Source organism: Aliidongia dinghuensis (genome assembly GCF_014643535.1).
In the GTDB taxonomy this organism is placed as follows: domain Bacteria; phylum Pseudomonadota; class Alphaproteobacteria; order ATCC43930; family CGMCC-115725; genus Aliidongia; species Aliidongia dinghuensis.
On sequence record NZ_BMJQ01000009.1, the window covers coordinates 293,924 to 318,807 of the forward strand.

25 protein-coding genes are annotated in these 24,884 nt (G+C 67.8%); 8 read left to right on the top strand and 17 right to left on the bottom strand.

The window, feature by feature from the left end; all coding sequences use genetic code 11:
* Nucleotides 1-113: 113 nt before the first annotated feature.
* The 7 genes from IEY58_RS18590 to IEY58_RS18620 all read right to left on the bottom strand — a co-directional run bounded on the left by IEY58_RS18590 (nucleotide 114) and on the right by IEY58_RS18620 (nucleotide 7,664).
* Complete coding sequence (locus IEY58_RS18590) at nucleotides 114-887, bottom strand: ferredoxin--NADP reductase (RefSeq protein WP_189048468.1); 774 nt, start codon at nucleotides 885-887, stop codon at nucleotides 114-116.
* Nucleotides 888-1,173: 286 nt separating this feature from the next.
* Nucleotides 1,174-1,458, bottom strand: a complete 285-nt coding sequence (locus IEY58_RS18595) for a hypothetical protein (protein WP_189048470.1) — start codon at nucleotides 1,456-1,458, stop codon at nucleotides 1,174-1,176.
* A gap of 11 nt (nucleotides 1,459-1,469) precedes the next feature.
* Nucleotides 1,470-1,685, bottom strand: coding sequence for a hypothetical protein (locus IEY58_RS18600; RefSeq protein ID WP_189048472.1), 216 nt, complete (start codon nucleotides 1,683-1,685; stop codon nucleotides 1,470-1,472).
* 279 nt (nucleotides 1,686-1,964) lie between these two features.
* Complete coding sequence (locus tag IEY58_RS18605) at nucleotides 1,965-2,564, bottom strand: PqiC family protein (RefSeq protein ID WP_189048474.1); 600 nt, start codon at nucleotides 2,562-2,564, stop codon at nucleotides 1,965-1,967.
* A gap of 10 nt (nucleotides 2,565-2,574) precedes the next feature.
* Complete coding sequence (locus tag IEY58_RS18610) at nucleotides 2,575-4,260, bottom strand: PqiB family protein (RefSeq protein ID WP_189048476.1); 1,686 nt, start codon at nucleotides 4,258-4,260, stop codon at nucleotides 2,575-2,577.
* Nucleotides 4,253-5,503 (bottom strand): paraquat-inducible protein A, encoded by a 1,251-nt coding sequence (locus IEY58_RS18615; protein WP_189048478.1) that lies wholly within the window; start codon nucleotides 5,501-5,503, stop codon nucleotides 4,253-4,255. The genes IEY58_RS18610 and IEY58_RS18615 overlap by 8 nt, the downstream gene beginning before the upstream one ends.
* 106 nt (nucleotides 5,504-5,609) lie before the next feature.
* Nucleotides 5,610-7,664 (bottom strand): hypothetical protein, encoded by a 2,055-nt coding sequence (locus IEY58_RS18620; protein WP_189048480.1) that lies wholly within the window; start codon nucleotides 7,662-7,664, stop codon nucleotides 5,610-5,612.
* Between the two features lie 207 nt (nucleotides 7,665-7,871).
* Here IEY58_RS18620 and IEY58_RS18625 point away from each other — a divergent pair, with 207 nt between their 5' ends.
* Complete coding sequence (locus tag IEY58_RS18625; RefSeq protein ID WP_189048482.1) at nucleotides 7,872-8,243, top strand: response regulator; 372 nt, start codon at nucleotides 7,872-7,874, stop codon at nucleotides 8,241-8,243.
* A 14-nt stretch (nucleotides 8,244-8,257) separates the two neighbouring features.
* On the opposite strand, the gene IEY58_RS18630 is transcribed toward IEY58_RS18625, so the two are convergent.
* Nucleotides 8,258-9,232: a threonine dehydratase gene (locus tag IEY58_RS18630; RefSeq protein ID WP_189048484.1), complete on the bottom strand. Its 975-nt coding sequence runs from the start codon at nucleotides 9,230-9,232 to the stop codon at nucleotides 8,258-8,260.
* 138 nt (nucleotides 9,233-9,370) lie between these two features.
* Between IEY58_RS18630 and IEY58_RS18635 the strand changes: the two genes are divergently transcribed.
* Nucleotides 9,371-10,168, top strand: a complete 798-nt coding sequence (locus IEY58_RS18635; protein WP_189048486.1) for an AraC family transcriptional regulator — start codon at nucleotides 9,371-9,373, stop codon at nucleotides 10,166-10,168.
* Here the strand turns inward: IEY58_RS18635 and IEY58_RS18640 are convergent.
* Nucleotides 10,156-10,995: a MipA/OmpV family protein gene (locus tag IEY58_RS18640; RefSeq protein ID WP_229743811.1), complete on the bottom strand. Its 840-nt coding sequence runs from the start codon at nucleotides 10,993-10,995 to the stop codon at nucleotides 10,156-10,158. The two genes, IEY58_RS18635 and IEY58_RS18640, sit on opposite strands and share 13 nt — an antisense overlap.
* Before the next feature lie 215 nt (nucleotides 10,996-11,210).
* Here IEY58_RS18640 and IEY58_RS18645 point away from each other — a divergent pair, with 215 nt between their 5' ends.
* From IEY58_RS18645 to nagA, 4 genes are all read left to right on the top strand, one after another.
* Complete coding sequence (locus tag IEY58_RS18645; protein WP_189048488.1) at nucleotides 11,211-11,969, top strand: SDR family oxidoreductase; 759 nt, start codon at nucleotides 11,211-11,213, stop codon at nucleotides 11,967-11,969.
* A 148-nt stretch (nucleotides 11,970-12,117) separates the two neighbouring features.
* On the top strand, nucleotides 12,118-13,014 hold the full coding sequence (locus IEY58_RS18650) for a BadF/BadG/BcrA/BcrD ATPase family protein (protein ID WP_189048490.1): 897 nt from the start codon (nucleotides 12,118-12,120) through the stop codon (nucleotides 13,012-13,014).
* 46 nt (nucleotides 13,015-13,060) lie between these two features.
* The gene (locus IEY58_RS18655; RefSeq protein WP_189048492.1) at nucleotides 13,061-14,095 is read left to right on the top strand and encodes an SIS domain-containing protein; all 1,035 of its coding nucleotides are present in this window, start codon (nucleotides 13,061-13,063) and stop codon (nucleotides 14,093-14,095) included.
* On the top strand, nucleotides 14,095-15,246 hold the full coding sequence (nagA, locus tag IEY58_RS18660; RefSeq protein ID WP_189048494.1) for an N-acetylglucosamine-6-phosphate deacetylase: 1,152 nt from the start codon (nucleotides 14,095-14,097) through the stop codon (nucleotides 15,244-15,246). Before IEY58_RS18655 ends, nagA begins: the two co-directional genes overlap by 1 nt.
* Nucleotides 15,247-15,267: 21 nt before the next feature.
* On the opposite strand, the gene IEY58_RS34655 is transcribed toward nagA, so the two are convergent.
* Nucleotides 15,268-15,393, bottom strand: coding sequence for a hypothetical protein (locus IEY58_RS34655; protein ID WP_268237582.1), 126 nt, complete (start codon nucleotides 15,391-15,393; stop codon nucleotides 15,268-15,270).
* 203 nt (nucleotides 15,394-15,596) lie between these two features.
* On the bottom strand, nucleotides 15,597-16,487 hold the full coding sequence (gene bla / locus IEY58_RS18665; RefSeq protein WP_189048496.1) for a class A beta-lactamase: 891 nt from the start codon (nucleotides 16,485-16,487) through the stop codon (nucleotides 15,597-15,599).
* Nucleotides 16,488-16,586: 99 nt separating this feature from the next.
* Here bla and IEY58_RS18670 point away from each other — a divergent pair, with 99 nt between their 5' ends.
* Nucleotides 16,587-17,465, top strand: a complete 879-nt coding sequence (locus tag IEY58_RS18670; protein ID WP_189048498.1) for a LysR family transcriptional regulator — start codon at nucleotides 16,587-16,589, stop codon at nucleotides 17,463-17,465.
* A gap of 16 nt (nucleotides 17,466-17,481) precedes the next feature.
* Here IEY58_RS18670 and edd read toward each other — a convergent pair whose 3' ends face one another.
* Nucleotides 17,482-19,320, bottom strand: coding sequence for a phosphogluconate dehydratase (gene edd, locus IEY58_RS18675; protein ID WP_189048500.1), 1,839 nt, complete (start codon nucleotides 19,318-19,320; stop codon nucleotides 17,482-17,484).
* 37 nt (nucleotides 19,321-19,357) lie between these two features.
* Nucleotides 19,358-20,833, bottom strand: a complete 1,476-nt coding sequence (zwf, locus tag IEY58_RS18680) for a glucose-6-phosphate dehydrogenase (protein ID WP_189048502.1) — start codon at nucleotides 20,831-20,833, stop codon at nucleotides 19,358-19,360.
* Nucleotides 20,834-21,350: 517 nt separating this feature from the next.
* Between zwf and IEY58_RS18685 the strand changes: the two genes are divergently transcribed.
* Nucleotides 21,351-22,586, top strand: a complete 1,236-nt coding sequence (locus tag IEY58_RS18685; RefSeq protein ID WP_189048504.1) for a glycoside hydrolase family 18 protein — start codon at nucleotides 21,351-21,353, stop codon at nucleotides 22,584-22,586.
* Between the two features lie 77 nt (nucleotides 22,587-22,663).
* Here IEY58_RS18685 and IEY58_RS18690 read toward each other — a convergent pair whose 3' ends face one another.
* The 4 genes from IEY58_RS18690 to IEY58_RS34405 form a co-directional block, all read right to left on the bottom strand.
* Nucleotides 22,664-22,885, bottom strand: coding sequence for a hypothetical protein (locus tag IEY58_RS18690; protein WP_189048505.1), 222 nt, complete (start codon nucleotides 22,883-22,885; stop codon nucleotides 22,664-22,666).
* Nucleotides 22,886-23,055: 170 nt separating this feature from the next.
* Nucleotides 23,056-23,499 carry a hypothetical protein gene (locus tag IEY58_RS18695; protein ID WP_189048507.1) on the bottom strand — a complete coding sequence of 148 codons (444 nt, stop codon included), beginning with the start codon at nucleotides 23,497-23,499 and terminating at the stop codon, nucleotides 23,056-23,058.
* A 232-nt stretch (nucleotides 23,500-23,731) separates the two neighbouring features.
* On the bottom strand, nucleotides 23,732-24,418 hold the full coding sequence (locus IEY58_RS18700) for a hypothetical protein (RefSeq protein ID WP_189048509.1): 687 nt from the start codon (nucleotides 24,416-24,418) through the stop codon (nucleotides 23,732-23,734).
* 235 nt (nucleotides 24,419-24,653) lie between these two features.
* Nucleotides 24,654-24,884, bottom strand: a 231-nt coding sequence (locus IEY58_RS34405) for a hypothetical protein (RefSeq protein ID WP_229743813.1), incomplete at its 5' end; no start/stop codon positions are given.

Sequence of the window (24,884 nt, forward strand, 5' to 3'; positions counted from 1 at the left end):
CTATGCATACTATATGGACACGGTGCTGTGAAGACCTGAGCGGCCCCAAAAACAAAACGGGCGCCCGGTTGCCCGGACGCCCGTTTCGAAGGCCTGTGCGGCGCTGTCGGCGCTTACTGCTCGGCGAACGCCTTCTCGATGACGTAATGGCCGGGCGACGAGCTCGAGCCTTCGACGAACTTCTGCTCGTCGAGGATCTGATGAATGTCCTTCAGCATCGCCGGGCTGCCGCACAGCATGACACGGTCGAACTCCGGGTCGAACGGCGCCTGGCCGATGTCCGAGAACAGCTTGCCCGAGCGGATGAGTGCGGTGATGCGGCCGGTGTTGCGGTATTCCTCGCGGGTGACCGTCGGGTAATAGACGAGCTTCTCGCGCACGATGTCGCCGAAATACTCGTTCTCCGGCAGTTCCTTGGTGATCAGGTCCTGGTAGGCGAGTTCCGCCACGAAGCGGCAGCCGTGCACCAGCACGATGCGCTCGAAGCGGTCGTAGACCTCCGGGTCCTTGATGACGCCCAGGAACGGCGCCAGGCCCGTGCCGGTCGACAGCAGATAGAGGGTCTTGCCCGGCAGCAGATTGTCGAGCAGCAGCGTGCCGACCGGCTTGCGGCCGACCAGGATCTCGTCGCCGACCTTGAGATGCTGCAGGCGCGAGGTCAGCGGACCGTTCGCGACCTTGATCGAGAAGAACTCGAGATTTTCCTCGTGGTTGGCGCTGACGAGACTATAGGCACGCAGCAGCGGGCGGCCGTCGACTTCCAGGCCCATCATGGTGAACTGGCCGTTCTGGAACCGGAACGACGGGTCGCGGGTCGCCTTGAAGCTGAAGAGCGTATCGGTCCAATGATGCACTTCGAGAACGCGCTGCTTCTGCAGATTGCTCATGTCTTGCCGAACTCACGGGAGAAAGGGGAGACCAGGCTGCCCTAATCAGGCATCAAGCTCATTACATTGCAGTGCAGCAATAGGCAAGCACAGGCAGCCTGTCACTTTTGCAGGGGTGATTTGTGCTGGGTTCGCTTGAAGCCGCGCCGGCCCGGGACAGAGGTGGGCACGAGGCTGGGATGACGGCCAGCCGGCCCGGCCCCGTGCACCGCCGGCATCGGCTACCGGCGGTTTGGCGTCTTGCCACTCGAACGGGAATTTTGCCGGGTATTTTGCAAGGAAGAAATCAGGCGGCCACGAACCACGCGCCGTCGACGTTCAAGCGGAACTCGTCGCTCGTACGGCAGACGACCGGCGCGGTGCAGCCACCGCCCGCCGCCTCTTCGATGGCGCTTTTGAGTGCATAATAGGCATCTTCGATGCGGCTGTAGGCATAGCTGCGGCGCACGCCCTGCGCCGGCACCCAACTGTCGTAAGCATAGCCTTCCCGCTGCTTCAGGACGGGTCCAAAGACGAGCCGCATATCCAATACCCCCGTGGAATCAGAAAGTTGATGACGATCAGGTTCCATGGCGTCCGCTCTCAGGCGAGCAGAGCCAGCGTGGCGGGCAGAAGTGCGAAGGCAACAGCGATCAGCCCGGCCGAAACCCGTTCGGCCCTGGTCCAGCGCCGCAGGTCCGCCTGCAGATCCAGCCAGTCCTTCCAAAGAAGCGCCGTGCGTTTGGCGTCGTGTGAGCCAGCTGCGAACATCGCATCTCTCCCGTCGGTGCGCCGGCGGTTCGGACCGTCTGCGCTCATCGGGGATTCCGCAAGTTGCGTGCCACCGCAACCGAGCCGGGCACCGGGCGCGCCTCGACAAATATTCCGCTTGTCACACCGCCCGAGCCATTCGACCCGGGGGCTTGTGCCACCCCGGGACCATCCTTCGATCCGAGGCATCGGCGGTGCTTCCGCCGACGCTCGGATCCATCTGCGGCATCCCATCAGATGTGGCCCGGACGTTAACATTTGAACCCGGCACGTTCTTCCCGGTTCCGACGGCAAATTGCCCGGAGCCACGCTCACGCGGGCGAAAGACTAGCGGATCTCCCGCGCGATCCGCTCGGCGAGTTGGCCCAGCGCCACACTCATGGCGGTGACGGTGTCGTCGATGTCGATACCGTCTTTGCTCGTGTTGGCCGGCACCTCGATCCGCTCGTCATGCCGGGCGAGCGCCTGGCCTGGGGCACCGCCAAGCAGGGTCCAGCGCGCCTCGAGCGTCACCGGCCCGCCGCCCTCACCCGTCGTCGTGCCCTCGAACCGCTCGATCACCACATCGAGCCCGTGCAGCAGCCGCGGCGGCGCCGGGTCGTCCGGCGGCACGACGGCACCGGGCGGCAGGCGTGCCGCCAAGTCGGCCGCGAGCGCCCGCCGCGCCAGCTCGTCGAGCCCGCCCGCCCAGCGGTCGTCATCCGCGACGTCGAGCCGACCCGGTCCGGCGCGCCGCACGATCTGCGGGCGGTCAAGCTCGGGCGGCAGGGTCACGCTCACGAGCCGGACCGGCACGCGCAGCGCCGGTGCAGCCGGCAGCGGGCTCGCCGGCGCCACGGGATCGAGCGTATGGAAGCGCACCGGCGCACTGGCGCAGGCGGCGAGCAGCGAGACTAGGCCGACAACGGCGAAATTGCGTCCGTGCATCGCCCCTCCCCTACGGTGCCGACGCCGTCCGGCCGCGCAGCAGCGCCTCCGGATGCCGGTCGAGATAATCCGCGAGTGCGCGAAGCGAGCGTGCGGCATCGGTCAGTTCATGGACCAGCGCCGGCAGGTCGCGGCTGCGGTCGCCGCCGGCACCCACCAGCTGCTGCACCGCTTCGAGCGTCTGGTCGGCCGCGTCGGCGGTGCGACGCAGGCTCGCGAGCGCCGGCCCAACCTCCTTGCTCGCCTGCTGGGTGATCTGGTCGAGATTGGCAAGCGATCGATCGAGCGACTTCACGGCCCGCCCGAGCTCCGGGCCGGCGGTCGCCTGGTCGAGATGGCTCACGATGTCGTGCAGCCCGGCGCCGATCTCGGCGATCGGCAGCTTCGCGAGCTTGTCCGTGAACGCGCTGGCCGAGGCGGACAGCTGGTCGAGATCGCCGGAGGCCACGGTCGGGATCTGCGGCGCAGCGGCGCTATAGTCGATCGTCGCCGGGGGCTGGTCGGGCAGGAATTCGAGCTGGATCAAGCGTTGGCCGGTCAAGAGGTTCGCCGAGCCCAGCCGCGCGCGCAGGCCCTCTTTGACCAGCCGGTCCATCGCCTGGTTGACGAGGTCGGCCGGCGCCTCCTTGCCGTCGGCGTTCTTGTCGGCACGGAAGGGCAGCAGGCTCAAGTCGAGCTGATAGGTGACCGGCACACGCAAGGTGTCGCTGCTCGGATCATAGTCGAGATGCACATCGGTCACCTGCCCGACCCGCAAGCCCTCGAGCTCGACGGCGGCGCCGTTACCCAGACCGTGCACATTGCCTGAAAAATAGGCAAGGTAGGTCACAGTCGGCCCCGCCGGTTGATGGCTCGCCTCGTCTGCGCTGCCGAAGAGGTAGAATTCGGCGTCCTTGGGGCTTGGCGGGTCCCACATGGCCGCGTCCGAAGTGTCGAAGCCGACGCCGCCGACGATGAGCGCTTCGACCGAGCGCGTGCTGGCGCGGATGCCGCCGGCCCCGGCCGAGATCGACAGGCCGCTCACGTTGTAGAAATGGCTCTTCGGCCGCACGAGCTTGTCGTAGGGCGCCCGGACATAGATGAAGATGTCGGTCTGCCTCGCCTGCTTGCCCAGCTGGAAGCCCAGCACCTCGCCCGCCTTGATGCCACGGAAATAGAGCGGCGAGCCCTGGGCCAGCGAGCCCAGGTCGTCGGCATGGAGCGTGAAGCGCGTGCCGGGCACATCCTCCTCGTCGACGACCGGCGGCTCCTCGAGGCCGGCGAAATGGTCGGCGGGCTCTCCCTTCTTGTCCGCCGGCCCCGGGTCCATCTCGATGTAGGCGCCCGAGACCAGCGTGGCGAGGCCGGTGATGCCGGCGGCGGAGACGCGCGGCCGGACGACCCAGAAACGGGCGTTGGTCGTGACCCGGTCCTCGATCTGCCGATCCAGCACCGCCGTGACCTCGACATGGCTCATGTCCTTGGTCAGCACCACGCTCTTGACCGTACCGATATCGACCGCCTTGTGCCGGATCTTGGTCCGGCCGGCGTCGAGCCCATCGGCCGAGGCGAAGGTGATGGTCACGGTCGGCCCGTGCTCGGCAAAGGTCTGGAAGCCGACCCAGACCACGACCAGGAAGGCCGCGATCGGCACCAGCCAGACCAGCGCCAGGAGGTGGCTACGGCGAATACGGGCGGTTCCTTCGCGCTCACTCATCGCTGCCCTCCACGACGTCCCACATCAGCCGGGCGTCGAACGACCGGGAGGCGAGCATGGTCAGCACGACGACCGCGGCGAAGGCGACCGCCCCCGGTTTGGCCTCGACCCGGGTGAGACTGCCGAACTGCACGAGTGCCGTCAGGATCGAGATCATGAACACGTCGATGTTCGACCAGCGGCCGATGCCCTCGATGAAGCGGTAAAGCCGGGTCCGGAGCATGACCTGCCGGGTGAAGCCGCGCCGGATCGCCAGCAAGAACCAGGTGAGGCCCGAGAGCTTGATGAGCGGCACCGCGATCGAGGCCACGAACACGATCGCGGCGAGCGGCCAGAGCCCGAGCTGGATAAGCTCGCGCACGCCGGCGAAGATCGTCGACGGCTCGTCGCGCCCAAAACGGACGATGCTGAGGATCGGCAGGATGTTCGTGAGGATGTAGAGGAAGAAGGCAGCTGCGGTCAGCGCCGCCGTACGGTTGAACGCATCGGGCCGGCGCCAATGGAGTGCCGTGCCGCAGCGCGGACAGCGCGCGCCCTCGACCGTGAGCGGCGCCATGAGGCCGCAGCCGTGGCAGTCGATCACGTCGCCCGTCTCGCTGCCGGCAACCGAGCCCGGCCCGATCGCGCGCCAGACCGCGCGCGGATCGAGCACGGCATCGACCGCGAGCACGGTCAGCGCGAACGCCAGGAAGGCCCAGCCGCCGAAGCCGATCTCGACTTGGGCGACGTCGCGGACGCGGGTATATGCCACGACGCTACCGAGCAGATACACCTCGGTCATCGCCCAGGGGCGCAGGCGGAGCGACTGGCGGAACAGCCAGCCAAGCCAGGACCGGGTCCCATCCGACAGGCGCCGGCCGCGCAGCACGAGGGTGAGCGACGGCAGCAGGGCCGCGAGCCACAGGATGGGTGCCGCCACGCTGAACAGGCCGACGAGCGTGCCGAGCCCGGGATAGCCGTCGTTCCACAGCGCCCACGCGCCGGTCGCCGTGAGATTGTACCGCTCCGCGCCCTCGAACCGCACGACCATCAGCGGCTCGAGATTGGCCGGCAGCAGCAGCAGGGCAGCGGCGAGCGCCAAGGCCAGTGCGGCGCCTGCACCGCCGGGAATGCGCCGCAACAGCACGGCGCCGCACCGTCCGCATTCGGCGACGGAATGGGCCGGCAGGGGCGGCAGAGTCTGGGCGAGACCGCAATCGGGGCAGTAGATCCGCCCCATCCGCTCGGCAGGCGCAGGATTCATCGGACCCCTCGAGCCGCGGCGCCACGACGCCGGCGCCCGACAGAGAAACGCCGCCGCGTTCAATAAGTTGCGCGACCCGGAGACCGCTCGCCCCGCGGTATGGGGATCAGGACGGCGGCATCTCGGAGGGCGTGGCCTGCGGGATCTGCGGGATCTTGATCGTGTAGGTCGGCGACCGTCCGGAAGCGGCCGGTTCGGTTACCGTGCCCGATGGCGCCGGCGTTGCGACCGATGGCGCGTCCGGCGGCGCGACGCCGGCTGCCGGGGCGATCGTTGGCGAAGGGCTCGCCAGCGGAGGGCTCGCCGGCGTGGAGTTGGGCGGCATGGGGTTGGGCGGCGTCACCGTCGCCGTCACCGGCGCATCCGGCGGTGAAAGTGCCGAAGACAGCGGATCCGGCTGCGGCGGGGGCGACGACGCGGCATTGACGGACGGTGCCATCGCCGCCGGCGCGGCCGGAGGTGCGGCGGGCGATGGCGGAGGCGGCGGCGAAGTCGGTGCCGTCACCGCCGCCGTCACCGGCGCATCCGGCGGCGAGAGCGCGGAAGCGAGCCCGTCGGGCTGCGGCGAAGGTGACGATGCGGCGTTGACGGGCGGCACCGTCACCGATGGCGTGGTCGGAAGTGCAGCAGGCGGCGAACTTGGCGTCACGGCCGCCGTTACCGGAGGATCGAGCGACGGCGCGGGTGGTGGCGAGACCGCGGGGGTGGGCGGCGCCGGCGGCAACGCTTCGGGGCTCGGCGGCGAGCTCGCCGCCGGCGTCGCCGCGGCGGCCTGTGCGTTCGATGGCTGATCGGCCGGCCCACCCGGCGCCGACACGGCAATTGCCTGGCCCTGGGCTTCAGGGGCGGCTTCAGGGGCGGCATTGGGTTGTTCAGCATTGGGTTCGGGCGGCGCAGCGGGCGGTACCGGGCCGCTGCCGAGCGCCCGCGCCAGCGCCTGCTGGTTCGCCGGGTACCAGATGTTGCCCATGTGCCCGCCGTGCGGGAACAGGGTCAGCCGGTTACCGAGCGTCGCCTGCAGATAGGCCACGTCCTCGGGCCGGACGAGGAAATCGTCGGCATTGTGGAAGATCTCGACCTCGCGGTGGTTCGCGAGGAAGTCGTGCAGGCCGTAGAGCGTCTCGCCCTTCAGCCGCTCGCTCCCCGCCTGCGCACCGCCCAGCTGCGGCGCGATGAACTTCGCGAGATAATCCTCGAAGCCGTATTGCGCCGCCTCCCGCTCGCGCGCGTCGAGATGGGTCGCGTCCGCCGGCGTCTTCAGGATGCCCAGATCCTTGATCTGCTGCGTCACCATGATGACGTCGCTCAAGCTGCTGCGGAACAGGCCGAACAGCACATACTTCAGCTGGTCATCGGTCAGCGTGTTGCGCTGGGCGAGATCGCGGAAATAGGGCGCCCCCTTGGGATCGGTCAGGCGCGCGTCGGCCACCAGCTTGAAGGCGTGCGCCTTCGCCGTCTTCTTCTCGTCCGCCGACCAGTCGGCGCCGGTCGCGGCCAGGCTGTCGAGCAGATGCAGATCGTAGAACGTATCGACCGGCGGATTGAGCAGCACGACCTTGTCGAAGCGGAGCCGCGGATGGTCGGCCTCGCGCGCCGCCAGGAACGCGCCTTCGAGCGCGCCCATCGAATAGCCGACGAGCTTGGTCTTGCGGATCTTCATGCCATCGGCCCGCACCGCATGGTCGCGCGCGCGGACGATGAAATTCTCAAGGTCGCCGGCATCGACGCTCGGGATGCCGACATAGCCCGAGGTCGAGGCACCGAGCGCGAATTGCCAGTTGAACGCGTCGGGCACGACGATGACGTTGTAGCCCATGGCGAAGATCTGGCCGCCCAGATAGAGCGCGAGCGGATCCTCCGCGACCGAGCCCAGGCCCGAGATCAGCACGACGAGGTCGGCCGGCTTCTCCTGGCGATAGGTCACATAATAGACACGCGCCCTGTTCTCGAACAGCGGCGTGCGTGCCCGGGCCGGCAGCAGGGTCAGGTCCTTGACTTGCTTCTCCGGCAGCTTCGGATCGTTGAGCAGGGCGACCGACGCCGTCGCGAGCCACGAGTCCCGGTAGGGATAGTCATAATTGGCCGGAACCTCGGCGGCCCGGGCCGCAGCGGCGCCCAGGCAGCCGAGCGCCAGGGCCGACGCGGCGAGCGGTTTCCACATGATGATGAGCCACTCCGAACACTCGCCTCACGGCGGCAACCCGACGTCCAATGGCATGTCGGCCGCGGCGCGAGGCTCGTCTGGCAAACCCCGCCTCCCGGCCGAACGTTCCGCGGCACCCGGTCCGAGGCAAGTCGGCGCGAATCCGGAATGCACCCATAACCACATCGAGACGGATCGTTTCTTCGAGACGACTGTTATCGAGAGATGGAACAGCGAAATCCGACGATCCTGCTGGTCGACGACGACGCCGATATTCGGAACGTGACTCGCGCTTTACTTGAAAGCCTGGGTTACGTCGTCATCGACGTGCCTCATCCGGCGGCGGCGCTCGAGATCGTCTCCGGGCCGGCGCAGATCGATCTGGTTTTCACCGATATCCAGATGCCGGACATGAGCGGCTTCGAGCTGGCCAGCCGGATCGCGAGCCTGCGCCCGGGGCTGCCCGTGGTCTACGCGACCGGCTTCACCGGCGTGTTCGCCGAAAATGACAATCATCCGCCCGGCCCGATCGTAGCCAAGCCCTATCGCATGGCGACGCTACGCAGCGTTGTCGACAGTTCACTTACGGGCCGTTGACGCTCCTCAGCCTGTTACACGGCAGGCGTGCCGCCCCGCAGGATCTGGGCGAACAGCGGCGCATCGATATTGCCGCCGGTCAGCACGACCGCGGCCCGCCGGCCGGCATAGCGCTGACGCTCGGCGATCAGGGCCGCGAGGGGTGCGGCACCAGCCCCCTCGGCGAGGTTATGGGTATCGGCGTAATAGGCACGCACCGCATCCGCGATCGCCGCGTCGCCGACCTGGACGATCCGGGCGGCACCGGCGCGGATAATCTCGACCGGCTCCGGGAGTGGCATGCGGCAAGCCATGCCATCGGCGAAGGTCCGGGCGCTCTCGGTCGATATCGGCCGGCCGGCCTCGAACGACAGGGCGAAGGCCGGCGCCTCCGTCGAGACCACACCGACGATCTCGGTGTCGAGCCCGAGGAGGTCGCGCACGGTGATGAGCCCGCAGATGCCGGACCCCATGCCGATCGGCACATAGACGACCGCGAGGTCGGGGACGGCGGTGAACAGCTCGTGAGCATAGGTCGCAACGCCCTTCACGATCTCGGCATGGAACGCGGGCACGACATGGTAGCCGCGTGTCTCGGCGATCTCGGCGGCCACGACCCGGCTCTCGTCGAAATCCGCGCCGGCGACGATCACCTCGGCGCCGAAGGCCGCCATGGCCGCATTCTTCTCGACCGAATTGCCGGCAGGCACAACGATCACGGCAGGAATGCCGTTGCGGGCGGCGGCGATGGCGACCGCCTGGCCATGATTGCCGCGCGTCGCCGAGACGACGCCCGGCGGCAGCGCACCCGCCCGGCGAAGCGCATCCAGATAGACCGGCACGCCGCGTGCCTTGAAGGCTCCGGTCGGCGTGTGGTTCTCGTGCTTGACGATCACGTCGACGCCGGTCCGGGCACGCAGCAGCGGCCAGGCATAGGCCGGCGTCGGCGGCACGAAACTGCGGACCAGCGGCATGACTTCGGCGAGGTCTTCGAGCGAAAAGAGCGGCATGATGGAACTCGCGGGGCAATGACGATGCGCCGTCGATAGCCGTGCTTGTCCCCGCGCGCTTTCAGAAAACCAACCCAAACATCGGGCCTGCCGCAGCACCTCCTGGACGAGCGCGCCGGCCCAAGGCACCATCCGGCCATGCTGTCCGTTTTGCTGCATGACGCCCGGGTCGAGCTCCTGCCGGCCGCGCCCTACGATGTCGGCTATACGCCCGAGGTGCCGGTCATCGGCTTCGCGTTCGAGACCCAGGCGGGCTCCCATGCCTTCGCCTCGGACCGGGTCACGCCGTTCCGGACGCGGCCGAACAGCCTCGCCTATGTCCCACCCGGCTGCGACGTGCTGTCCCGCTCGGGCACGGGCGGCGAATACCTGACGATCCGGCTGCGGTCGGGGGCAGAGGAGCCGGACGCCCGTTCCGGCCACTTCAATGATCACGTCGATCCGGTCGCCATCGAGGCCGCGCGTCGCCTGCGGCGGCTGCTCCTGATGCGGGCGGCCGCCGATCCGCTGGAGCTCGAGCGCGAGGTCGCGATCCTGCAGGGCGCGGTCCTGCGCGCGGCGGGCGGCCCGCACGGCGACAAGATCGACGTTGCGGCCGCCCGCTGGATGACGCCGCGGCGTCTCCGCCTGATCGAGGAACTGATCGAAGCGCACATGGAGGACGGTCTCTCCGTCGCCGAGATGGCGGCATGCGTCGGCCTGTCGGCAGGCTTCTTCGGCCGCGCCTTCAAGGCCGCAGCCGGCGTCACGCCGCATGATCATCTGATCGAGCGGCGCATCGCGCGCGCCCGCCGCCTGATGGCAACGACCTCGAGCGGCCTTGCCGAAATCGCCGCCGCCTGCGGCTTCGCCTCGCACGCCCACCTGACCGCCCAGCTGCGCCGCCGGCTGGGCGTGGCGCCGAGCGCCCTCAGGCAGGCTGCTCAGAACAGATAGCCAACCGAGAAATTCGCGTCGTACTGGAAGCGCGCCTGCGTCAGCGGACTGTGTGCGGCGTCGCCCAGCAACCGCTGGCCGGTGACGCCGCCTTCGAGCAGCCACTGATCGCCGAGGATCCAGGTGAGGTTCGCGCCGATCCCGGTGCTCTGCAGCCCGCCCCCGGCGTTGAAGCGCGGCAGGCCGGAGCGCAGATGCTGGGTCGCGCTGATGCCGAACTCGTGCCGATTGTAGGTGTCATCGACGAAGGTGGCCGACGGGCCGACAAACACGAAGAAGCGGTCGTTGCAGCAGACCGGCAGGTAAGCGGAGAGATCGCCGGCGAAGCCGTCGACGCCGCCCAGGGCGCGCCGCACGTCGGCACGCAGAACGACCGGGAAGATCACATATTCGGCGAACAGTTTCGGCACCGGGGCGTAGCCGATGTCGCCGGTGCCGTGCAGCCGCGTGGCGCTGTCTGCCTGGCGGCCCATGTCGAGACCGAGCGAGGCACCGATGCGATAGGTCTTGTCAATGAGGAGGTTCACGCCCAAACCTTCCCCGGTCGAGAAGAAGACCTGGTCCTTATAGCGGACATCGATGTCCGGTCCGATCTCGACACGGTATTTGCCGGCGCCGGGATAGAGCGGCTGCAGGTCAGCGGCGGGGCCAACCTCGATCTGCCAGTCGGGCGGCGTGCCCTGGAACAGTGACTGCAGCGGCACGCCCGCCGAATATTGCCATTCCGCCATGGGCGACGGCGTCTGCGCCCGGGCCTGGGGGCAGGCCCAGATCACGGCCGCAAGGGAAAGCAGCATCCAGAGGGTCCGGCGAATGAACCGTGTCATCTTCCTGCCGCTCCTGACCGATACCGCGCCGAGGCGCCGCCCGCGGATCCTACGAACGCGAACCTGCCAACGGGTTGCACGCCGGATCATTCCGCCACAGTGACACTGCCGCGACGTTTTTTCTCCAATGTCATCAAGGGTCTTCGCCTCGACGCAAAAATCCTGATACTCGGGGGCTCGACCGCAAGCGGACAGACCTCGGGGAGGAAGCGAGCATGAACGAAGGATTGAAGATCGCCGTCGTGACGGGCGCCGGTTCCGGCATCGGCCGGAGTTGCGCATTGGCGTTGCTGGGTGCCGGCTACGGCGTGGCACTCGCCGGGCGGCGGCGCGAGCAGCTCGAGGAAACGGCGGGCCTCGCTGGTGCAGCGGCCGAGCGCGCACTGGCGGTCCCGACCGACGTCAGCGATCCCGCCTCGGTCGCGACCCTCTTCGCCGCGGTGAAAGAGCGGTTTGGCCGGCTCGACCTTCTGTTCAACAACGCCGGCGTCAACGTGCCCGACGTGGCATTCGAGGATCTGACGGCCGAGCAGTGGAACCAGGTCGTAGCGATCAACCTGACCGGCTCGTTCCTGTGCGCGCAGGCGGCGTTCCGCATGATGAAGGACCAGACGCCGCAAGGCGGCCGCATCATCAACAACGGCTCGATCTCGGCCCATGCGCCGCGGCCGAACTCGGCGCCCTATACCTCGACCAAGCACGCGATCACGGGCTTGACCAAGTCGATCTCGCTCGACGGGCGCAAGTACGACATCGCCTGCGGCCAGATCGACATCGGCAACGCGGTCACCGCCATGGGCGGCCGCATGGCCAAGGGCGTGCCGCAGGCCAACGGCACGATCGCGCCCGAGGCGGTCATGGACGTGGGCGAAGTCGCTCGCGCGCTCCTCTACATGGCGAGCCTGCCGCCGGAAGCAAACGTGCAGTTCATGACCGTCATGGCCACCAAGATGCCGTTCGTCGGCCGCGGCTAAGAAGGGCTTGGAAGGGACAAAACCGTCGTTTTTGACGGGATTGTCCCCCTTTTGCGGGATTGTTCCGGGCGCTTGACGATCTCGCCCGCTCGCCGCCCGGCGTCGCTCTAGTATGATCCCAAGAGATCGCAACGGAGCAGGCCAGGGCATGACGACGGAGGGGGAACTTTATCTGGGTGTGGACGGCGGCGGCACCGGCTGCCGGGCCAGACTCGTGGACGGCGCGGGACGTCGCCTCGGCGACGGCAAGGCCGGGGCGGCGAACATCCGCCTGGGCCTGGACGCGAGCTGGCGCCAGATCCTGGTGGCGGCCGACGAGGCGCTGGCCGAGGCCGGGCTCGATCGCCGGGCGTTCCCCCGCATCCATGCCGGGCTCGGCCTTGCCGGCATCACCGATGCGGCCGACGCCGCGCGGGTCGTGGTCGCCGCTCCCGACTTCGCCCATGTCGCCGCCGAGACCGACGCGCACACGGCGTGCCTCGGTGCGTTCGGCGGCCGCGACGGCGCGATCCTGATCCTCGGCACCGGCAGCGCCGGCTATGCGCTGGTCGGCGGCTGCGGCCACCCGATCGGCGGCTGGGGCTTCGAGATTTCCGACGACGGCAGCGGCGCGCAGCTCGGCCGCGAGGCGATCCGCGCGGCGGTGCGCGCCTATGACGGGCTCGGCCCCGAAAGCGACCTGACGCGCGCGATCATGGCGCGGCTCGGCGGCCATCCGCCCCAGGTCGTCGCCTGGGTGGGCGGCGCCAAGCCCGGCGACTACGGCAGCCTCGCTCCGACAGTGCTCGACCATGCCGGGGCAGGCGACCCGGTCGCGACCGCCCTCGTCCAGGCGACGGCCGATCATGTCGCGCATTTCGTCGACCGGCTGCTGGCACTCGGTGCCGCCCATGATCGTCGGGGCCGGGTCGCCCTCATGGGCGGCCTCGCGCCGGCGATCACGGGCTGGCTCGCCCCCCGCACCCGTGCCTGCCTTGCCGCACCCGAAGGCGACGCCATGGACGGCGCCATCCTGCTGGCACGCCGCCAGAGCGCCGCGCCATGACCGGCGATCCCGCCCCCCTTTCCTGCCCATTCCGATCGAGATCCGCATGACCACCCACCCCCTGCCCGCCATGGCGCGCGAAGCGGCCGAATCCGCGAATGCGGCCCGCCGCCAGATCGAGCGTTGCGGCCCATCGTTCAAGGCGCTCGGCGCAAAGCTCAGGGCACTGGCACCACGCTTCGTCGTCACCTGCGCGCGCGGCTCGTCGGACCATGCGTCCGCCTATGGCAAGTACCTGATCGAGACCGGACTCGGCGTGCCGGTCGCCTCGATCGGCCCGTCGGTCGCCTCGCTCTACAACGCGCCGCTGCAGCTGAAGGACGGGCTGTTCATCGCCGTGTCGCAATCGGGGCAGAGCCCTGACCTCTTGCGCCTTGCGGCGACGGCACAGGCGAGCGGCGCCTTTGTCGTGTGCTTCGTCAATGACGAGAACTCGCCGCTCGCCCGTCAGGCCGACCTGTTCATTCCGTTGTGCGCCGGCCGGGAATCGAGCGTCGCCGCAACGAAGTCCTACCTGACCTCGGCCTTCGCCTTTTTGCAGCTCGCCGCCCATTGGCGCGCCGACGACGGGCTGCTGGCCGCAGTGGAGCGGGTACCGGATTGGCTCGACCAGGCGGCCCGGCTCGACTGGGGCCCGGCGCTGCAGCAGCTGGCGGCGCTCCCGAGCTTCTATGTGATCGGCCGCGGGCTCGGCGCCGGCGCGGCACTCGAGATGGCGCTCAAGTTCAAGGAGACCTGCCGGCTCCATGCCGAGGCGTTCAGCGCCGCCGAGGTGATCCACGGGCCGCTGGAACTGGTCCGCCCCGGCTTCGGCGCCATCGCGCTGACCCAGGCCGACCGGACGCTGGACTCGAGCCGCGACACGATCCACCGCATGGTGGCGCTCGGCGCCACGGTGCTGAGCACGGACCCGACGGTGCCGGGCGTTGTGCCGCTGCCGGCGCTGCCCGACCTGCCGCCGGAGGTGGCGCCGCTCGCCCAGGTGCAGAGCTTCTACATGGCGGTGCCGGGCTTGGCGCTGGCGCGCGGGCTCGACCCCGACGCCCCGGCCAACCTCAAGAAAGTGACGGAAACCGTCTGATGCGCAGGCTCCTGACAGGCGCCCGGTTGTTCACCGGCGAGCGGATCGTCGACGGGCATGCGCTGCTCGTCGAGGACGGCCGGATCCTCGACCTCGTGCAGGGCGAGACCGCCGGTGCAGAGGTCGTGCCGCTGCCCGCGGGCAGCTTGATCGCCCCCGGCTTCATCGATACGCAGGTGAACGGCGGCGGCGGCGCTCTCTTCAACGACACGCCGACCGTGGCGGCAATCCGCACGATCGTCGCGGCCCACCGCCGGTTCGGCACGACCGGGCTGCTGCCGACCTTCATCACCGATGCCGCCGACAAGATGCACGCGGCGGCCTCGGCCGCGGCCGAGGCGATGCGCGCACCGGCGAGCGGCGTGCTGGGCCTGCATTTGGAAGGCCCGTTCCTCGCCAGGGAACGCCGGGGCGTGCACGACGCCGCCTTTATTCGCGCGCCGACGCCGGACGATCTCGCCTATCTGGTCGAGCTGCCGAACGAGTTCCCCGGCGGCAAGGTGCTGCTGTCGTTGGCCCCGGAGACGGTGTCGGATGCCGTCATCGGCGCGCTCGCCGAGGCCGGGCTGCTGATCGCCGGCGCCCATTCGGCCGCGAGCTTCGCCCGCACGACCGACGCGATCCACGCGGGCCTCAGCGGCTTCACCCATCTGTTCAATGCCATGCCGCCGCTCGCCAACCGCGAGCCGGGCATCGCCGGCGCCGCCCTCGCCTCGCCCGAGATCTGGTGCGGCATCATCGTCGACGGCATCCATGTCCATCCGGCGATGCTGCGGCTGGCACTGGCGGCAAAGCCGCGCGGCAAGCTGATGCTCGTGACCGACGCCATGACGCCGCTCGGCACTGATGCCCGGAGCTTCACGCTCTATGGTGCGAGGATCCATCGCCGGGACGGGCGCCTCGTGACCGACGACGGCACCCTCGCCGGCGCCGACCTCGACATGGGTCAAGCCGTGCGCAATACGATCCGCCTCCTCGGCGTCGAGCGCGAGGAGGCGCTGCGCATGGCTTCGCTCTATCCGGCAGAGTTTCTAGGCATGGCCGACCGGCGCGGTCGGCTGGCACCGGGCTACCTGGCCGATCTCACGCTGCTGGACGCGCGCGACCGGGTGCTGGGCACCTGGGTTGCAGGAGAGTGGCAGGCGGCGTAAGCGCCCGCCCGGAAGCAAGACTCAGTGCGGCAACAGCGCCGCCGCGACGAATGCCGGAACCAGCGCGGTCAGGAACGAGAGCCCGATGACCGCGGAAGCCCGCTCGTACAACGACCACTTCTGCCAGTCCGCCCACAGGTCATGCATCGTCTTCACCACCGAAAGAAGGGGAGGAAAGTGCGACGGCAACGGGAATGAGCTTGAGCGTACGAGGCGGCCTGAAAAGTCCGGCTGAGGAGAACATCGTCATGACGGCGCCCGGGGTGAGGAATAGACGAGAGAGGTATATAGCCCCCTAACGTTGGGTCGACGTGTGAAGCACGCCTCACGGTCGCAACATCAGCCTCGCCTCACGACAACCACGCCGTGACCACGCTGGCACCGACCTCCGCCAGGGTCCCGTCCCGGACGGTGCTGTCGGCCGGGCCCTCGGTGAAATAGGCCGCCACCAGCAGCGGTGCCGCACCATTGGGCGGAAAGAGCAGCCCGACGTCGTTGCTGGTGCCATGATCGCCGGTACCTGTCTTCTCGGCCGCGACCCAGCCGTCCGGCAGCTTGGCGCGCAGCCGCCGGTCGCCGGTCCGGTTGCCGCGTAGCCACTCGAGCAGTTGCGCCTTCCCGGCCGTCTTGAGCGCGGCGCCCAGGGTCAGCGCCTGCACGTCCGCCAGCATGGCCGCGGGCGTGGTCGTGTCGCGCGGATCGCCTGGCTGGGCCTCGTTCAGGCTGGTTTCCCACCGGTCGAGCCGCGTCACGGTGTCGCCCAGGCTGCGCAGATAGGCGGTCAATCCGGCCGGCCCGTCGAGCGTGCGCAGCAGCAGATTGCCCGCGGTATTGTCGCTCTGGGTGATCGCGGCCTCGCACAGCGTCGCCAGCATCAGGCCGTCGCCGCCGGTCCGCGACTTGGTCACCGGCGAGTAGGCGACCACGTCCGCGGCCGAGAAGCGGATACGCCGTTCCAGGCTGTCCTTGCCGGCTTCGACCCGAGCCAGGATGGCCCCGGCGGCCAGCAGCTTGAAGGTGCTGCACAGTGGGAAACGCTCGTCCTGGCGATAGCCCGCCCGCCGATCGCTGCCGGTATCGAGCACGGCCACGCCGAGCCGTCCGCCATGCGCCGCCTCGATCTGGGCGAAGGCACGCTCGAGACCATCGAAGCCGCTTCCCGCCCGCGCAAGTGTCAAACCCAGCGCCGAGCCGCCCACCATCGCGCCCGACATTACCAGAAATTGCCGTCTGTCGATCATGCGTCCCTCCTCTTACGAGCCGGAACCTGCCGGACGCCGGTCGTTTCGACAAACGATCATCTCTTGCGGAAGCTCCAAGAAAAACTAATGATCCCGCCCATGTCGCTGTCGTTGCTTCCGCTCAATGCCCTGCGTGCTTTCGAGGTTTCAGCTCGGCACTTGAGCTTTACCCGGGCCGGCCTCGAGCTGCGCGTGACCCAGGCGGCAGTCAGCCAGCAGGTGAAGACCCTAGAGAAAATCTTGGGGGTGGCGCTGTTTCGCCGCCTGCCGCGCGGCCTGGCGCTCACCGAGGAGGGCGAGGCTCTCCTCCCCGTGTTGACCGACGCCTTCCGCCGGATCGGCGGCACGCTGGAGCGCTTCGGCAACGGGCGGATGCGCGAGGTGCTGACCGTCGGCGCCGTCGGTACCTTCGTCACCGGCTGGCTGCTGCCCCGGTTGCCGGACTTCCGCGCCGCCCATCCCTTCATCGACCTGCGGCTCATGACCAACAACAATCGCGTGGACCTGGCCGGCGAGGGATTGGACTGCGCCATCCGCTTCGGCGACGGCGCCTGGCACGGCACGGAGGCGACGCGCCTCTTCGCCGCCCCGCTGTCGCCGCTGTGCGCGCCGGCCTTGGCCCGGCGCCTGCAGCATCCGGCGGATCTCACGCGCGAGACCCTGCTGCGCTCCTACCGGCCGGAGGAATGGGAGCGCTGGTTCACTGCGGTCGATCTCTCCGCACCCAGCATCCATGGCTATGTGTTCGATTCGTCGCTGACGATGGCCGAAGCGGCGGTGCAAGGCATCGGGATCGCGCTGCTGCCGGCACGGATGTTCGAGCACGACCTGCGCCAGGGCCGCCTGGAACGGCCGTTCGCCGCCGAGGTCACGCTCGGCGAATATTGGCTGACCCGCCTCAAGTCCCGCCCGGAGACGCCGGCGATGGGCGCCTTCCACGACTGGCTGCTGGCCGAGGCCGACGCGTCGTCAAACTAACGACGCGTCGGGTGCCTCATACCGACGCGAAGTCGGGCGCGAACACGGTGGCGCCGGCCTCGGCGCCGCTCACGGCACGGCGCAGCACGCCGAACAGCTCGCGGCCGGTGCCCTTGGCGCTACGATGGGCGTCGAACGGCGCGAGCGGACGGGCCGCGAACTCGGCCGGATCGACCAGGAGCTCGAGCGTACCGGCATCGACGTCGAGGCGGATGATGTCGCCGTCCTGGACGCGCGCGAGCGGACCGCCCTCGGCACTCTCCGGCGTCACATGGATCGCCGCCGGCACCTTGCCGGACGCGCCCGACATGCGGCCGTCGGTGACGAGCGCCACCTGGTAGCCAAGGTCGAGGAGCACGCCCAACGGCGGGGTCAGCTTGTGCAGCTCCGGCATGCCGTTCGCCTTCGGGCCCTGGAAGCGCACCACGGCGACGACGTCGCGATGCAGCTCGCCGGCCTTGAACGCGGCGGCCAGTTCCTCCTGGCAGGAGAAGACGCGCGCCGGCGCCTCGATGACGAGATGCTGTGTCTTGACCGCCGAGATCTTGATGACCGAGCGGCCGAGGTTGCCGTCCAGCATGCGCAGGCCGCCGTCGGGCGAGAACGGGTCCGACACGGGGCGCAGCACGTCCGGATCGAGGCTCGCGCGCGGACCGTCGCGCCAGGCGAGCTCACCGCCCTCGAGCGTCGGCTCCCGCCGGTAGCGTCCGAGGCCTGGCCCGGCGACGGTCTCGACGTCCTCGTGCAGCAGCCCGGCGTCAAGCAGCGTGCCGATCAGGAACGCCATGCCGCCGGCGGCATGGAAATGGTTCACGTCGGCCTGGCCGTTCGGATAGACGCGCGCCAGGAGCGGCACCACGGGCGAGAGATCGTGGAAATCATCCCAGGTGAGCTTGATGCCGGCCGCCGCCGCCATCGCGACCAGGTGCAGCGTGTGATTGGTCGAGCCGCCGGTCGCGAGCAGGCCCACGACGCCGTTCACGATGGCGCGCTCGTCGATCACCTTGGCCATCGGCGTCGGATCGGACCCGAGCGGTGAAATCGCCACGGCGCGCTGGGCAGCGGCGCGGGTCAGCGCGTCGCGCATCGGCGTGCCGGGATTGACGAAGCTCGCCCCCGGCAGATGCAGGCCCATGATCTCCATCAGCATCTGGTTCGAATTGGCCGTGCCGTAGAAAGTGCAGGTGCCCGGCCCGTGATAGGACGCGGCCTCGACCTCGAGCAGCTGTTCGCGGCTGACCTTACCCTCGGCGAACTGCTGGCGCACCCGCGCCTTTTCCTTGTTGGGGATGCCCGAGGTCATCGGGCCGGCCGGCACCAGGATGATCGGCAGGTGGCCGAAGGTAAGCGCGCCCATGACCAGGCCCGGCACGATCTTGTCGCACACGCCCAGGAGCAGCGCGCCGTCGAACATGTCGTGGCTGAGCCCGATCGCCGTGCTCATGGCGATCACGTCGCGGCTGAACAGCGACAGCTCCATGCCGGCGCGGCCTTGCGTCACGCCATCGCACATCGCCGGCACGCCGCCCGCGAACTGCGCGACGCCGCCCGCCGCGCGTACCGCCTCGCGGATCACGTCCGGGAAATGCTCGAGCGGCTGATGGGCCGACAGCATGTCGTTGTAGGCCGAGACGATGGCGATGTTCGGCTTCGCCGATACGCGCAGGTCGCTCTTGTCGTGCGCCTCGCAGGCGGCGAAGCCGTGGGCGAAGTTGGCGCAGCCGAGATCGGTGCGGTGCGGCCGGTCGGATGTCGCGGCCGCGATCCGGTCGAGATAGGCCGCACGGGTCGGCCGGCTGCGCTCGATGATGCGGGCGGTCGCGTCGGCCAGGACGGAATTCAGCGCTGCACTCATAATCATCTCCCTTGGCCCCTAGGATCGCAGGCCGGTGTTACATCGGCTCGTCGTGCCAGGTGCGGCCGTCGCGCTCGATGAGCGCGATCGCCGACGACGGGCCCCAGGTTCCAGAGGTATAGGGCTTCGGGGCCTGGCCGGTCCGCGACCAGCCGTCGAGGATCGGCTCGACCCAGGACCAGGCCGCCTCGACCTCGTCGCGCCGCATGAACAGCGTGGCATTGCCGCGCACCACATCCATCAGCAGCCGCTCATACGCCTCGGGGAACCTTATCTTGAACGCTTCGGCGTAGCTGAGGTTCAGCGCGGAGTTGCGCAGGCGCAAGCCGCCCGGCCCCGGATCCTTGCTGACCAGTTCGAGCTTGATACCCTCGTCCGGCTGCAGCCGGATGACGAGCCGGTTGGCGCTGAACAGGCCGGCCTCGGCCGGGAAGATGTTGAGCGAGACCGGGCGGAACTGCACGACGATCTCAGACACGCGCTCGGGCAGCCGCTTGCCGGTGCGCAAGTAGAACGGCACGCCGGCCCAGCGCCAACTCGCGACCTCGGCCTTCAAGGCCACGAAGGTTTCCGTGTCGCTCGTGGGTTCGCCCAGGTCGTCGAGATAGCCTGCGACCGAGGCGCCGCCGATGGCGCCGCCGCGATATTGCCCGCGCACGGTCACCATCCCCACCGTCTCGGCCGTGATCGGCTTCAGCGCGCGCAGGACCTTGAGCTTCTCGTCGCGCACGTCGTCCGCCCTGAGGCTGCTCGGCGAATCCATCGCCACCAGGCAAAGGAGCTGCAGGAGATGGTTCTGCACCATGTCCCGCAATGCCCCCGACTTGTCGTAATAGCCGCCTCGGCTCTCGACGCCGATCGTCTCGGCGACCGTGATCTGGACATGGTCGATCGCCGTGCGGTTCCACAGCGTCTCGAACAGGGAATTGGCAAAGCGCAGCGCCAGCAGGTTCTGCACCGCCTCCTTGCCGAGGTAGTGGTCGATGCGGAAGATCTGGTGCTCGGCGAAGACGGAGCCGACCGCCTCGTTGATGTGGCGCGCCGAGGCGAGGTCGTGCCCGATCGGCTTTTCGAGCACGACGCGCGCCTGCGGCGTGATGAGGTTGTGCCGCGCGAGGTTGCGGCAGATGTCGCCGAACAGGTCTGGCGCCGTCGCCAGGTAGAACACCCGGATGCGGTCGGGCTGGTCCTGCAGCAGGTGCACGAGATTGTCCCAGCCCCGCTCCGCCGTCGCGTCGAGCGAGAGGTAGGTGAGCCGCCCGACGAAGCGCCGCCAGATGTCGTCATTGATGAATTCGGCCGCGACATGCTTGCCGATCGCCTCCCGCACGCGCGGGACCAGCTCCTCGGTCGACTGGTCGCCGCGTGAGGCGAGGATGATGCGCGAACCCTCGGACAGCTGGCCGTCATGGTCGCGGAAATAGAGCGCCGGCAGCAGCTTGCGCATGGAGAGATCGCCCGAACCGCCAAACACCAGGTAATCGAAGGGAGCGACGGGTATGGTCTTCATCATGGGCGTGATCTCTTTCCAGCGACGGAGACGGTCCGGCGGCGCGCACCGCCGACACTCTCTTCCGATAGAGTGCGCATCGCGGCGTATGTCAACGGCAATACGATGAAAAAAGAGTGGCCCAAGTCCGGGGTCTTGGGCCACGCAGGTGAGGAATAGAGGGAGAAGATCTATTCCTGGAAGGGAAACATGGGGCGCACCCAAGCGCCCATGGCACGCGGCCAGTCCACTCCGAATGCCCACGCCAGGAAAGGCGAAAACCGGCAGATTGCCGAAAATGACAAATTTTCAGGGGACCGGCCGAACCCCCATGGGCACCTCAGAATCCAAGTAAATCCACGGCTTTTCGTCCGATAGGCGCTGCAATCCACGGCGCCCAAGAAGCTGGTGTCCGCAGGACAGGCCACAAATCATTTGATAATATTGGACGATCCTTTCGGCAGGACCGGATCGCGTCCCGCCGTCCCCAATAATCGATCGACTGACGATCCCGCGAGAAGTTGGCTCGGGAGGCCCTTCGATGGCATTGACACGCAAGTTCGGCCTGACGCTCGGTGCCTGGTGCGCGGCCGCGACGCTAGCGCAGGCCGAGCCCGACCGGCTGTTTTCCGGCCATGTCCGGCCGTTCGCGGAGACCAGCGGCAAGGTCGTCGCCTTCTACCTGGACGGCGACGCGATCGCCCGCGGCTATCGCGTGAGCCCGGTCCAGGCGCGGGACCTGACCCATCTCGTCTATGCGTTCCTCGCGATCTGCGGGCCGGACGCGCCGACGGATGCGGCCGAGGCGTGTCGCTCCCGGCAGGATTTCGAGGTCGCCGCCCCCGGGGACGATACTGCCCTCGCCCGCTATTTCGCCCGCATCAAGGCCACGGCCCCGCGCCTGAAGCTGCTGGCCTCGATCGGCGGCGCCATGGGGTCGAAGCCGTTCTTCGCGCTCACCCGGTCGCCCGCCGGCCAGCAGCGCTTCGTCGCCTCCGCCGTCGCTTTCCTCGCCACGCACCCGATGTTCGACGGGCTCGATATCGACTGGGAATTCCCGACCGACAGCAGCCCGGTGCCGGGCGAGGCGCAGCTCGGCCGGCCTGAGGACGGGCAGGCCTACGCGACGCTGCTGCACGACCTGCGCTTGGGCCTCGACCGGCTCGGTGGCAGCCGGCGCCACTATCTGCTGACCTCGGCGATCGGCACCGCCGGCGCGCGCACGGCGGCGATCGATTATCGGGACGCCGCGCGGGACACCGACCTGTTCTTCGCCATGACCTATGACTACTACGGCCCCTGGGCCGACCTGGCCGGGCATCATGCGCCGGTCGCGGATCCGCAGGACCCGGCCGTCGGTCCGGTCGGCTTGGCGCCGCTGCTCGCGGCCGGCATTCCGCCGGGCAAGCTCGTGCGCGGCGTCGCCGCCTATGGCCGCGGCTGGCAGGTCGGGCCGACCGGCCGGCTCGATGGCCGCTACAACGGCGTCGACGGCTCGACCGAGTATCGCGAACTCGCGAAGCAGGCGATCGGCGCCGCCGGACGCGGCATCGGCGGCTTCCGGGTCGAATATGACCGGGCGCTCGAGGCCTTTGCCCTCTGGAACCCCGAAAGCCGGGTCTATATCGGCTACGACGACCCGCGTGCCGTCGTGGTGAAGGGGCACAATGCGGTCAAAGACGGGCTTGCCGGCCTGTTCGCCTGGGAATTGTCCGGCGACAACGGCGACCTGCTCAACGCCATGAATATCGGCGTCGGCAACCGGCCGCTACGCTAGGTTGGAAATCCATTGGCGATGGCCGTTCGCGACCCAATGAAGTCGTTTAGCCAGCTTGGACCGTTTCTCGAAAGCCGTCATGCAACCCACTCAATTAACCAGCGGGCCTCGTGCAGATACTGCTTAAGGGCGTTTTCATCAGCGACCCAATTGTCAAACCCGCTGACAAAATGATCCTCGCGCGAAGTTAAAATCAGGAAGCCGCCCGTAGCGTCTGAGTCGTCCAGGACCTTGACGAACCAGCCAGCCTCATCGCCGGAGACTATTTTTCCTACCCTTCCAATCGGCACGCTGCCCATTGATCAACCTCCCGACCAAAACGGACAAATTGATAACACAGACGGTCGATCAGCATGGATGGCTGCCACCGACCCGTCATGGACGCACACACGTTTTCTAGCGCTGCTCCGTTGCGGACATCCACGGTGCCATCCAAGCCAGGGAACCGGACCGCTCGCCAGCCTTTTCATCACTCTGCCTCTCGTTCGCGGATGACGTGATAACGAGGTGGAAACGGCGCGGGCCTGAGAGCGAAGGAATAGCAGAGCGCCTCTACCCGATGCGGTGATCCAGCCCCTTGCACCACGTGAAACTGAGCAGTCGGTTCCTCAAGGACCAATACCTCGCGAAATTCCCCGCGACCAACCAGAACCGGCGGCAGGTGTTGAGGTAAAGGCGTTCCTTCTGAATGGCGGATGCGTTGCTGCCACGGCGCATCTTCCAGATCTGAGAGCAGTCTGGCTTCCGCACGCTGTGATTTTTCGGTCGCGATCTCCGGCGCTAGGCTCACGACAACATTCGTCAGCTTTAGCCAGTCGAAGGCAGTCCCATCAATGCAGTCGCGTAATACCTGAAGCTCGGCGGATTTGATTCCCATGCCGCGCCCAATAACGCGAAGTTCGATGGCGAGCATCCGGCCTTCGGCATCTAGGCCCCGAAATCCACACCTTGTTTCGGGACGTCCACTGAAACTCCAACAAGGTTGAGGGTCTGTCGCTCCAACCTCTTCCAGCGAGAAACCTGCCTTTACCTTCCCTAGAAGCTCCGCATAAATGCTGTCAGGCTCTGGCATAAATCCACCCAACGCGATCTCCTATGCTTCGGAATCTGAAAGTCGGTCAGAGGTAGGATTGGATACCCGATCGCTAAATATGCAACGTGTCGAATATCTGAAGCCATTCAGACTGCGAGAGCTTGCCCTCAAGCGTAAGCAGGTGGATGCGGGCAATAAGGCTGCCAATCCGAGTTGATTGGACTTTGTTACTGGGAACTCTAACATCTACGTACCATACCGGCTGCGTCGTCTTCGGCCTGACTTCCCATTTGCTCAAGATATTCCTAGCATTTTCCTCGATGGTATGCAGTTGGGCGTCTTCGAGCGGGGACCAACCAATCTGTGCTAGGGCTGTTTCAACTTCAGGCTCTCGCCCGGCAGCGAGTTCGGGCAGGCCCCGCCAGTAGTAGTCATGGTAGTTCTCGCCACGACCTCGGACCTCGGCGACGATGGCGCCCGCGTTGCGATTGGTGCAGTGCCAAATGCCCCCGTCGATCTGCCGCCAGTGTCGGCTCACCAAGGCTTCGTAAAGAGCCATGGCAAATCCCTGATCCTGGCATTGCTCCCTGATACTGGGGCTATTCCAAAGGTCGCATTCAAGATCCGGATAACCCCAATCGAGCGGCGGAGCGACAACGGGCTGCGCTGGGGCATCGGTAAAGATGGCGTCATCATCGGTAATTTCGACGTTGCCAAATATCCAGCCGTCGAACGCGAGTTCGGTCTCACGCTCGGGACGCCGCCAGCCAACAATAGGGCCGAACTGGGTGTGGCCCACATAGCCCCTGGTTCCATTCGGCAACCGAACGTTCTCGGCTGAGACGGGCGTACCTCTATGCCAGGCGCATATGGCGACGCCATGCCTTGTGGTCCAACGCTCCATCCCTTCCCAACGCCGCCGGGGTGAATCCCCCTCCAGCGGCACCCACCGGCCGTGAATGGTGGTTCCTGGCGCTAGGATGTCGTTGTGTTGTGAAAGGGAAAAATCTGGCTTCTGCATGATGCTAAGGAGCTTAGCTGTTGCAAGTTCGGCGGTCGAGATCACCGGGGGTGTCGCTGCCGAAGTCGCTGGGGTGACGCGCTGCGCGAATGTCTCGAATCGCCGCGCCGATGCCCGAAAGCAGATGAGGTGGATGGCTCCCGCTCACGACATCTGAGTGCCAAGGTGGGTTGCTGTCAGGCAAACCCGAGCAAAGGAGCCATCCGCCATGGAGATTACGACAATCGGCCTGGATCTGGCCAAG

What these genes read in the sequence shown, in the direction of transcription:
- IEY58_RS18645 (WP_189048488.1), top strand. Translation starts at nt 11,211, where the DNA reads ATGAACGAAGGATTGAAGATCGCCGTCGTGACGGGCGCCGGTTCCGGC.
- IEY58_RS18690 (WP_189048505.1), bottom strand. Translation starts at nt 22,885, where the DNA reads ATGGGCAGCGTGCCGATTGGAAGGGTAGGAAAAATAGTCTCCGGCGAT.
- nagA (WP_189048494.1), top strand. Translation starts at nt 14,095, where the DNA reads ATGCGCAGGCTCCTGACAGGCGCCCGGTTGTTCACCGGCGAGCGGATC.
- IEY58_RS18635 (WP_189048486.1), top strand. Translation starts at nt 9,371, where the DNA reads ATGCTGTCCGTTTTGCTGCATGACGCCCGGGTCGAGCTCCTGCCGGCC.
- bla (WP_189048496.1), bottom strand. Translation starts at nt 16,487, where the DNA reads ATGATCGACAGACGGCAATTTCTGGTAATGTCGGGCGCGATGGTGGGC.
- IEY58_RS18610 (WP_189048476.1), bottom strand. Translation starts at nt 4,260, where the DNA reads ATGAGTGAGCGCGAAGGAACCGCCCGTATTCGCCGTAGCCACCTCCTG.
- IEY58_RS18630 (WP_189048484.1), bottom strand. Translation starts at nt 9,232, where the DNA reads ATGCCGCTCTTTTCGCTCGAAGACCTCGCCGAAGTCATGCCGCTGGTC.
- IEY58_RS18695 (WP_189048507.1), bottom strand. Translation starts at nt 23,499, where the DNA reads ATGCTCGCCATCGAACTTCGCGTTATTGGGCGCGGCATGGGAATCAAA.
- IEY58_RS18685 (WP_189048504.1), top strand. Translation starts at nt 21,351, where the DNA reads ATGGCATTGACACGCAAGTTCGGCCTGACGCTCGGTGCCTGGTGCGCG.
- IEY58_RS18595 (WP_189048470.1), bottom strand. Translation starts at nt 1,458, where the DNA reads ATGGAACCTGATCGTCATCAACTTTCTGATTCCACGGGGGTATTGGAT.
- IEY58_RS18650 (WP_189048490.1), top strand. Translation starts at nt 12,118, where the DNA reads ATGACGACGGAGGGGGAACTTTATCTGGGTGTGGACGGCGGCGGCACC.
- IEY58_RS18670 (WP_189048498.1), top strand. Translation starts at nt 16,587, where the DNA reads ATGTCGCTGTCGTTGCTTCCGCTCAATGCCCTGCGTGCTTTCGAGGTT.
- IEY58_RS18590 (WP_189048468.1), bottom strand. Translation starts at nt 887, where the DNA reads ATGAGCAATCTGCAGAAGCAGCGCGTTCTCGAAGTGCATCATTGGACC.
- edd (WP_189048500.1), bottom strand. Translation starts at nt 19,320, where the DNA reads ATGAGTGCAGCGCTGAATTCCGTCCTGGCCGACGCGACCGCCCGCATC.
- IEY58_RS18640 (WP_229743811.1), bottom strand. Translation starts at nt 10,995, where the DNA reads ATGACACGGTTCATTCGCCGGACCCTCTGGATGCTGCTTTCCCTTGCG.
- IEY58_RS18625 (WP_189048482.1), top strand. Translation starts at nt 7,872, where the DNA reads ATGGAACAGCGAAATCCGACGATCCTGCTGGTCGACGACGACGCCGAT.
- IEY58_RS18620 (WP_189048480.1), bottom strand. Translation starts at nt 7,664, where the DNA reads ATGTGGAAACCGCTCGCCGCGTCGGCCCTGGCGCTCGGCTGCCTGGGC.
- IEY58_RS18605 (WP_189048474.1), bottom strand. Translation starts at nt 2,564, where the DNA reads ATGCACGGACGCAATTTCGCCGTTGTCGGCCTAGTCTCGCTGCTCGCC.
- IEY58_RS18600 (WP_189048472.1), bottom strand. Translation starts at nt 1,685, where the DNA reads ATGAGCGCAGACGGTCCGAACCGCCGGCGCACCGACGGGAGAGATGCG.
- IEY58_RS34655 (WP_268237582.1), bottom strand. Translation starts at nt 15,393, where the DNA reads ATGCATGACCTGTGGGCGGACTGGCAGAAGTGGTCGTTGTACGAGCGG.
- IEY58_RS18655 (WP_189048492.1), top strand. Translation starts at nt 13,061, where the DNA reads ATGACCACCCACCCCCTGCCCGCCATGGCGCGCGAAGCGGCCGAATCC.
- zwf (WP_189048502.1), bottom strand. Translation starts at nt 20,833, where the DNA reads ATGATGAAGACCATACCCGTCGCTCCCTTCGATTACCTGGTGTTTGGC.
- IEY58_RS18615 (WP_189048478.1), bottom strand. Translation starts at nt 5,503, where the DNA reads ATGAATCCTGCGCCTGCCGAGCGGATGGGGCGGATCTACTGCCCCGAT.